Raw genomic sequence first — 6,053 nt, forward strand, 5'->3', positions numbered from 1 at the left:
AAGATATCAGTCTTGTGGCTAGTGATAGCGTGGTTTTTTTGCTATAATATCGCCCTATTTGGTTGCTAATAAGTTAGTAGTCTAACAAGCAGTTGATAATTAAGTAAATATTGCGTAGTTACTGTTGCATCAAGTCGCTTTTGTTTGATGAGGTTTTTAGTATAAAAGCCGCCATATACGCAGTGCCTACTATAAAGTGATAAGTGAATCCTATGACCGTCTCTACACCTGCTAATGATAATAGCCAAGCGCAGCCAATGCGTTATCCTGTTATCTGTATTGATGGGCCAAGTGGCGCAGGCAAGGGCACGGTAACTTGGCGTCTGGCACAAGCATTGAATTATCAGCTGTTAGATTCAGGCGCTTTATATCGTATCGTTGGTTTAAAGGCATTTGAAGCAGGATTGATTACTGCCGATGCCAGTCAGTCGATTGATGAGACGGCTGTATTACAGTTAACGCAAAGTTTAGAGATTGCCTTTGTACCTAACAATGAGTCAGGGCGTGTCGATATCATCGTGAATGGTGAGGCAGTGGGTGAGCAGGTGCGTAACGAAACGATTGGTGGTTATGCCTCACAAGTGGCTGTCTATCCGACAGTTCGTCACGCTTTACTAAAGCTACAACAAGATATGGCAACCCGCTCAGGACTGGTAGCTGATGGTCGTGATATGGGTACAGTTGTATTTCCAAATGCTGACGTTAAAGTGTTTTTGACTGCTAGCGCGGCAGCCCGTGCCAAGCGCCGTGTTACACAGCTAACAGAAGCAGGTCAAGCGGCAGATTTTGAGGCAATATTAACGACGATTAAAGCCCGTGATGATCGTGATGAAAATCGTACGACAGCACCGTCAAAGCCCGCAGAAGACGCTTTAGTATTAGACAGCTCAACGCTTGATGCTGATGCGGTTTATGAACAGATAAAAAAACATTGCCAGAATCAGGGTATTTGCTTTAATAGTTAATAGAAACAACATATTAAGCACTAAAAAGTTTCCTATATCTTTGATTTTAGTATAAAATTATAGTATGTCAGGTAAGGAATGACTAGAACGACATTGAAGCTTTATTATGATAAGACAATTGTTGTTAATGAGTTTAGTAAACATTGAGTTTATTAATAGTACGCTTATTAACAACAACCGTTTTTTTTATATGACTATATAGGATATAAAACCAGTATTCCGTTTTATATAGTCATAAATTTGATCCGTACTGTGCTGGACAGGATACGGCTATACAAAGGTAGACATAATGGAATCATTTGCTGAACTATTTGAAGCGAGCATCGAAGAAACAGGTCTGGATATCGAGCGTGGCTCGGTTATCACAGGTACTGTTGTAGCCATCGATAATGATTGGATTACAGTAGATACTGGTCTTAAGTCTGAAGGTATCGTCGCTCGTGAAGAGTTTTTAAGCGAAGAAGGCGAACTTGAAGTTGAAGTTGGCGATAGTGTCGATGTTGTGGTTGAAGCGGTTGATAATGGTATGGGTCAAACCTTACTGTCACGTGAAAAAGCCAAACGCGTTGAGACTTGGAATTTCCTTGAGAAAATCTCTGACAACGATGAGATCGTTAAAGGTATTATTTCTAGCAAAGTTAAAGGCGGCTTTACCGTAGATATCGGTTCAGTACGCGCGTTTTTGCCAGGTTCATTGGTTGACGTTCGCCCTATCCGTGATACCACGCATCTTGAAGGCAAAGAGCTAGAATTCAAAGTCATCAAACTTGATCAAAAACGCAACAACGTTGTGGTTAGCCGTCGTGCAGTTATGGAAGCTGAAAACTCAGCTGAGCGCGAAGAGCTATTGAACAAGCTTGAAGAAGGTATCGAGATCGAAGGTATCGTTAAGAACCTTACTGATTACGGTGCATTCGTTGACCTAGGTGGTATCGATGGTCTATTGCACATCACTGACATGGCGTGGCGCCGTATCAAGCATCCATCTGAAGTCGTTGAAGTTGGTCAAGACCTAAAAGTTAAAGTATTGAAGTTTGACCGTGAGCGCAATCGCGTTAGCCTAGGTCTAAAACAACTTGGTACTGATCCTTGGGATAACGTTGGCGGCACTTACCCAGTGGGTAGTGTAGTAAAAGCACGTGTAACCAACTTGACTGATTATGGTTGTTTTGCTGAGATTTCTGAAGGTATTGAAGGTCTAGTACACGTATCAGAGATGGATCATACCAACAAAAACATCCACCCATCAAAAGTAGTTCAAGTGGGCGATGAAGTTGAAGTAATGATTCTTGATATCGATGAAGAGCGTCGCCGTATCAGCCTAGGTATCAAACAGACTCTAGCCAATCCATGGGATGAGTTTGATAAGAAACACGAGCGCGGTGATAAAATCACTGGTACGATCAAATCAATCACTGACTTCGGTATCTTTATCGGTCTAGATGGTGGTATTGATGGTTTAGTTCATCTATCTGATATCTCTTGGAACGAAACTGGTGAAGATGCTATCCGTAACTACAACAAAGGCGACACCGTTGAAGCAATGGTATTGTCTGTAGATGCAGAAGCCAATCGTATCAGCCTAGGCGTGAAGCAGTTAAGCTCTGATCCATTCAACGAATACCTAGTCAACAATGACCGCGGTGCTATCGTTAATGGTAAAGTAAAAGAAGTAGACGCTAAAGGTGCTACTATCGAGCTTGCTGACGAAGTTGAAGCGTACCTACGTGCCTCTGAGATCCAACGTGACCGCGTTGAAGATGCGACTAAGCATCTAACGGTTGGTGATGACGTTGAAGCGAAAATCATTAGTGTAGATCGTAAAACACGCAACATCAACTTGTCTATCAAAGCGAAAGACGAAGCTGAAGAGCGTCAAGCGATTAAAGATCTTGGTAGCACTAGCACGACTGCTGCTCCAGGTTCTGATGCACAGCCAAAAACCATTGGTGACTTGATTAAAGAACAAATGCAGTAAGCGACAAGCTATTAATATAGTAGTAACAAAAAAAAGCGACTCCGGTCGCTTTTTTTTATGATCAAATTTACCTAAGTAGTATGAATGATTGAGGTTTTTGCTAAAACAGGCAAACTCTTATTTCCATTTATCCCAATATCCGCTATCATTTGCAACATTGAGTAACAAGACACCAGTCAAATCAAGATTCAAGCGATATTACGGCTTTATGGTAACAGCGATAAGTTTAAGTGTTTATGAGTTAACTCATTAGTTAGCCAAAAAATAAGCCATCGTAAAAACAGATTTTGACAGACAGTCATTTTATCCATTAATCAACAGGGCAAGCGTCATAATGCAGCAAGCGATTAACAAATCCGAATTTATTAGTAATTTGAGTGCGAATTGTGAAAATATAACTGATACAGTTGTAGATGATGCAGTACGTGAAATATTAAATTTGATGACCCATACTTTAGCCAATGACGGTCGGGTAGAGGTTCGTGGGTTTGGTAGTTTTTGTCTCCATCATCGCCGCGCCCGTATGGGGCGCAACCCAAAAACAGGTGAGAGCGTACCGGTACCCGCCAAAGCGATACCGCATTTTAAGCCTGGTAAAGCACTACGTGAAGCCGTCAATGATAAAGTAGCCAATAAATAGTACAGTAGCAGCTATGCTATAGATGTGTTTATTAATGACACACTTTAGACTGCTATCATTAAACTATGAACTCTATTCAAAACCGAGGTATACGTCTCATGCGCATCTTACTGCTGATATTACTGTTCTTAAGCTTTGCTTATTCGCTAGGTTTAGTATTAGCCAATAATACTGAGGTCGGTGTCAATTTATTGTTCTCACAAGCACCGACGATGAATTTAGGACTGCTACTGATACTTTGTTTGATACTCGGTATTATCATTGGTATTTTGTTAGCGTTGCTTATCTTCCGTGTGCTGCAAAATAAGTGGGAAATCTCACGCTTGCAAAAGGCCAATATACATCTACAAGAGCAATTGACGCAAGCCAATATCGCTATCGATCGTCAAGCGAATGCGCCTACGGTAGAAGCTGCAGTTTACGGGACAACTGAGACCCATGTACAAGACACAGCGGTTAATATAGATGAAGCCTCTACTTTGGCTAAGCATAGGCGAGATTAAATCGCTGAATGAGATGAATGATTAAGCTGCACCTATAGTGCTTTGAATACTCTGATATAAATATGGCAAAACCATGAATAATGTAATTAAGTCTCCCGTCATCGTCGCCTTAGATAATATGACCATGGTGGCATCTTTAGCGCTGGCTGATCAATTAGATCCAGCGTTATGTCGCTTAAAGGTAGGCAAAGAGTTATTTACCCGCTGCGGGCCTGATATCGTCAAGAACTTGCAGCAGCGCCAGTTTGATGTGTTTCTAGACTTAAAATTCCATGATATTCCTAATACCACAGCGCAAGCCGTACTGGCTGCCGCTGAGCTTGGTGTATGGATGGTCAACGTCCATGCCAGTGCTGGCCTCGAGGCGATGTCATTAGCAAAACAGCGCTTATTGGATAATAACCTTAATACCCTGCTAATCGCCGTCACCGTACTGACCTCTATGGATAATCAAGCATTGACGCAAACGGGTATTACTGATGGCCTGGATGTGCAAGTGAGTCGATTAGCACAGTTGACCAAACAAGCGGGGCTTGATGGTGTCGTTTGTTCAGCACAGGAGGCAAAAGTACTTAAAGCATTATGCGGTCAAGACTTTAAGCTAGTAACCCCTGGTATTCGCTTGTTAGATGATAATGCGGATGATCAAAAACGCATCTGTACCCCGAAACAAGCATTGAATGAGGGCTCTGATTATCTGGTCATAGGGCGCTCGATTACTCAAGCTAAAGATCCTGCTACTAAGCTACAGACGATACTTCAAAGTATTTGATCTTTTTATGGTAACAGAATAATAAAAAAAGGCGGCCTAAATGGCTGTCTTTTTTACTTTTTGCTGGTCGATGAAAAGGTGCTACACTAGTTAAATTTATACTGATACCTACCTTAAACATATGATAGGCAATTACAAATTCGCATCGTCTATTAACAGACAGCACGCGGCCTCTAGTTTTGCTTGCTGCTCAATTTTGAGAAATGGTATTATCAAATAATATTGGATAGTATGAAATTACAGATTTTAAGCGACTTACATATTGACAGCTATGCGCGTCAATCGCATCCCATGGGACATATTCCCAAAACCGACGCAGATGTGTTGTTAGTAGCGGGAGACACCGCTAACAGCGATAACGGCATGCCATGGTTGCAGGAGCAAGCAGCGCGTCTACAAATACCGCTACTTACTATTGCAGGCAACCACGAGTACTTTGATGAAGATGTGTTGCATTTTGATAAGAAGCTTGCCACTTGGGACAATTATAATGCCCACTTGCAGCAAGGCGTTCGGGTTTTACAATGCCAACATTTTGATATCGGCGAGGTACGAATCTTAGGCTGTACATTGTGGACGGATTATCAATATCAGGCCAATGAAGACACGATGGCCGCTGCCAGACGTTTTATGCGTGACTATAAGCAAATCTATGCTGGCAACGATCTTTTCTCTCCTGAGGTATCGATGCAAATCCATGCTGAGCAGCGGCAATGGCTAAAAAAAGCCTTAATAACCTCTAAAGGGTTGGGCAAAACAACTGTTGTCATGAGTCATCATAGTGTCAGCGCCTTATCGGTGTCTGAAAAGTACGCTAGCCTACCGAGTAATGCGGCATTCGTTAGTGATTTTTCTGGCTGGATGCATGAAGACTGGGCGCCGACGCTGTGGGTGCATGGGCATACGCATGAGGCATTTGATTATCGTATTGGTAATACTCGCGTGATCGTCAATCCGCGTGCTTATCCTAATGAAGTCAGTAGTACTGAGATAGCATTCGCATGGAATAAGGTCATTGATATTGGGTGAGTAGCGTGTCTCATAACAACCTTATGTCGCAAACAGCAGCAGGTTTGATTTTGCAATCATGATAATAATCTGTCTTAAACTCTAATCATTGAGACCATCCCAAATTCTGTGTAACTGCCATTTAGATTAAATGCTTACTAATACGATCATCAAACATAATCATAAA

The 6,053-nt window shown here is 41.9% G+C and carries 6 protein-coding genes; all 6 read left to right on the forward strand.

Annotated elements, in window-relative coordinates; all coding sequences use genetic code 11:
• The first annotated feature begins 212 nt into the window (after positions 1-212).
• The 6 genes from cmk to AAEY79_RS03885 all read left to right on the forward strand — a co-directional run bounded on the left by cmk (position 213) and on the right by AAEY79_RS03885 (position 5,887).
• On the forward strand, positions 213-965 hold the full coding sequence (gene cmk / locus AAEY79_RS03860; RefSeq protein WP_025653007.1) for a (d)CMP kinase: 753 nt from the start codon (positions 213-215) through the stop codon (positions 963-965).
• A 289-nt stretch (positions 966-1,254) separates the two neighbouring features.
• Positions 1,255-2,943 carry a 30S ribosomal protein S1 gene (gene rpsA, locus AAEY79_RS03865; RefSeq protein WP_025653006.1) on the forward strand — a complete coding sequence of 563 codons (1,689 nt, stop codon included), beginning with the start codon at positions 1,255-1,257 and terminating at the stop codon, positions 2,941-2,943.
• A gap of 334 nt (positions 2,944-3,277) precedes the next feature.
• On the forward strand, positions 3,278-3,583 hold the full coding sequence (locus tag AAEY79_RS03870) for an integration host factor subunit beta (RefSeq protein ID WP_025653005.1): 306 nt from the start codon (positions 3,278-3,280) through the stop codon (positions 3,581-3,583).
• Between the two features lie 98 nt (positions 3,584-3,681).
• On the forward strand, positions 3,682-4,086 hold the full coding sequence (locus tag AAEY79_RS03875) for a lipopolysaccharide assembly protein LapA domain-containing protein (protein WP_025653004.1): 405 nt from the start codon (positions 3,682-3,684) through the stop codon (positions 4,084-4,086).
• Positions 4,087-4,159: 73 nt separating this feature from the next.
• Complete coding sequence (gene pyrF, locus AAEY79_RS03880) at positions 4,160-4,858, forward strand: orotidine-5'-phosphate decarboxylase (protein ID WP_025653003.1); 699 nt, start codon at positions 4,160-4,162, stop codon at positions 4,856-4,858.
• 231 nt (positions 4,859-5,089) lie between these two features.
• Positions 5,090-5,887 (forward strand): metallophosphoesterase, encoded by a 798-nt coding sequence (locus AAEY79_RS03885; protein ID WP_037026311.1) that lies wholly within the window; start codon positions 5,090-5,092, stop codon positions 5,885-5,887.
• The last annotated feature ends 166 nt before the right edge of the window (positions 5,888-6,053 follow it).

The organism is Psychrobacter sp. GW64-MNA-CIBAN-0177, from assembly GCF_040309585.1.
Classification (GTDB): Bacteria; Pseudomonadota; Gammaproteobacteria; order Pseudomonadales; family Moraxellaceae; genus Psychrobacter; species Psychrobacter okhotskensis.

What these genes read in the sequence shown, in the direction of transcription:
- AAEY79_RS03875 (WP_025653004.1), top strand. Translation starts at nt 3,682, where the DNA reads ATGCGCATCTTACTGCTGATATTACTGTTCTTAAGCTTTGCTTATTCG.
- AAEY79_RS03885 (WP_037026311.1), top strand. Translation starts at nt 5,090, where the DNA reads ATGAAATTACAGATTTTAAGCGACTTACATATTGACAGCTATGCGCGT.
- cmk (WP_025653007.1), top strand. Translation starts at nt 213, where the DNA reads ATGACCGTCTCTACACCTGCTAATGATAATAGCCAAGCGCAGCCAATG.
- AAEY79_RS03870 (WP_025653005.1), top strand. Translation starts at nt 3,278, where the DNA reads ATGCAGCAAGCGATTAACAAATCCGAATTTATTAGTAATTTGAGTGCG.
- rpsA (WP_025653006.1), top strand. Translation starts at nt 1,255, where the DNA reads ATGGAATCATTTGCTGAACTATTTGAAGCGAGCATCGAAGAAACAGGT.
- pyrF (WP_025653003.1), top strand. Translation starts at nt 4,160, where the DNA reads ATGAATAATGTAATTAAGTCTCCCGTCATCGTCGCCTTAGATAATATG.